3 protein-coding genes are annotated in these 2,202 nt (G+C 35.1%); 1 reads left to right on the top strand and 2 read right to left on the bottom strand.

The window, feature by feature from the left end:
* Positions 1-523: 523 nt before the first annotated feature.
* The gene (locus NUV40_04260) at positions 524-997 is read left to right on the top strand and encodes a sugar nucleotide-binding protein (protein MCR4343073.1); all 474 of its coding nucleotides are present in this window, start codon (positions 524-526) and stop codon (positions 995-997) included.
* Here the strand turns inward: NUV40_04260 and NUV40_04265 are convergent.
* Positions 965-1,420, bottom strand: coding sequence for a DUF3368 domain-containing protein (locus NUV40_04265; GenBank protein ID MCR4343074.1), 456 nt, complete (start codon positions 1,418-1,420; stop codon positions 965-967). The genes NUV40_04260 and NUV40_04265 overlap by 33 nt on opposite strands.
* Positions 1,413-1,634 (bottom strand): UPF0175 family protein, encoded by a 222-nt coding sequence (locus NUV40_04270; protein MCR4343075.1) that lies wholly within the window; start codon positions 1,632-1,634, stop codon positions 1,413-1,415. The genes NUV40_04265 and NUV40_04270 overlap by 8 nt, the downstream gene beginning before the upstream one ends.
* Positions 1,635-2,202: the final 568 nt, after the last annotated feature.

Genomic DNA, 2,202 nt, shown 5'->3' on the forward strand with positions numbered 1-2,202 from the left:
TAAAGTTATGAAAACATTAGTACAGGAGCAAGTGGATTTATCGGGCAACATCTTGTGAGGTGTTCGTAAATTTGAAGGGTATCTAATGTCATACGAAAAATATTTGGTTCCAATTGGTAATGTAGTAAAAGAAAGAACTATAAGGAAGCCAGGAATGCAGGAGGAAGGCGACAAAATAGGGAAAGATAGTATTCAGTAATCAGTAGGCAGTAAATCTGGTGAGAAAGAAAAAATTGTAATCAAGCTTTGCGCTTTTTGCCTGCCCGCAACTACACCTACGAGGTGTAGGTATGAAAAAGGTTTGAAGTGGGACAAAATTGTGAAGAATACAAATAATGATGAAAGCACCGAGATCTGATGTTAGAAAAAGAAAGTCGAAGAACTGATATCAGATTTCGGAGATCGGGGGGGCAAAAGCCGAGGTCGGAGGTTCGGGAAAGTAAATGCAGAGATTGGTGATCATAATGCAAATCATAAAGGCAAAGAAGAAAAGAAAAGCTTAAGAGGTTTTGGCGATTCCGGAATCTTTACAGAAAAAGATGTGTGTCGGCCTGATGATGCATATGGGATTAGTAAGTGGGAAGCGGAACAAGGATTATTTGAGTTGTTTACTGGACAATCGGGCACTCAGTGCATAATCCTTCGCTTGCCAATGGTGTATGGGCCTGGTAACAAGGGAAATATGCTTGCGTTCTTGAAAGCAGCATCAAAAAAGCACCAACTACACCTACGAGGTGTAGGTAGATTGGGCCGCAAAAAGGCACAGAATACGCAAAGTAAGAAACTAAGACAACACTATAAGGAGGCCAGGAAAACAGGAGAAAGGCAAAAAAGCAACACTAATTATTTAAATAATCTCTTGGTTTTTTGGTTTCATTATAATTGTTTTTCTTTGTTGTTGTTAGAAAGCGCCACCACGGAACCAAAAAAGGTAATGTTAAATATTTTTCGGTGCAATTGGAGATTAAGTTTTCTGTATTTGATAAATATTATTTAATAGCTCGTCTGAAACATAAAAACCCTTACTTTTTAGTTCTTGTGCACTATTATACGAACTTTCTATCAATCCTAACTTTTCAGCTTTAAGTAATATTCCTATAGTACCAGTGAAATTTATTCCTAACGTTTCGGCAATTTTTCGAGCCTTTAAATCATCTAGTATGGTTTTCATATTCGTTCCATTTGCTAATGCTAAAACCTCAGATTCTCCTTTACCTAAATTTAAATCATTAATTAGTAGCTTGATTAATGGACTTTCAACTTTTTTAACAAAATAGCATTCAATGTCAGGATGGCCGAATTCTTTAACAACAGCTTCTGGCAGGATGACTTCAGTATAAATTTTACAAAGAATATTTAACAACTTGATTTTGTCTAATGCAATGAGACTAGAAGTGTCGACAATGGCTTTCTCAGGCATTGTTTAGTTCTTTTTCGAGATTAAGTTTGGAGTATATTATAGGTGGTATGCCTCGGTGTATAAGAATTTCTACAAAAGTTTTTTCAGAAAATCCTGATACTTCTGCTGCCTTTCCTAAAGAAACTAAACCTTCTTCAAGAAGTTTTATCGCAAGTAGCAATTTTACTTCGTCTTCCTTTATATTTATTTCAGGTAAATTGACAGTTATTCTCATTTATTTGTTCTCGTACTGTGTATGACGAAATTTATCTTAACTTAATGGCCAGTAGATTGTACTGATTTTGTCAAATATGGCAATATAAAATTGTTAACCTGTCAGCCAATAAACCTTATAAATAGGAAACTTGGTTTCTTCGATTATTAAGAAAACTAATATGCGGGGTAATAGAATCGAGAGAGCTGTTTTCGGATTGAAGATTTGGATATTGAAGGATAAAAAAGATAACTATAAGGAAGCCAAGAACACAGGAGAAAAGAAAAAAAAGCAGAATCAAAAATGAAGCTGATTATAGCCTTTTATTTTAAAAATGGCAAAGATAATCCCCTGATGAAACTCCTATTTATCCTATCCAGAAAATAAGCATTCATTTTATTGTTTCGGCCTTGAGGTTTACCAAATCCTCTTTGGCAGCTTGTATGGATGGTTGTATATTATTTATGTAAGTGCTTTATAGTAGTTTGACAAGTGTTGCAACTATCGCTGCTTGCGCTAAAAGCATTCCAGCTACCCACTTTATTATTTCAACCTTTGCTTTTGCAATAATCTTTTCTACGTCTTCTTT

The sequence above is a fragment of the Patescibacteria group bacterium genome, assembly GCA_024654625.1.
Taxonomy (GTDB): domain Bacteria; phylum Patescibacteriota; class Minisyncoccia.

What these genes read in the sequence shown, in the direction of transcription:
- NUV40_04265 (MCR4343074.1), bottom strand. Translation starts at nt 1,420, where the DNA reads ATGCCTGAGAAAGCCATTGTCGACACTTCTAGTCTCATTGCATTAGAC.
- NUV40_04270 (MCR4343075.1), bottom strand. Translation starts at nt 1,634, where the DNA reads ATGAGAATAACTGTCAATTTACCTGAAATAAATATAAAGGAAGACGAA.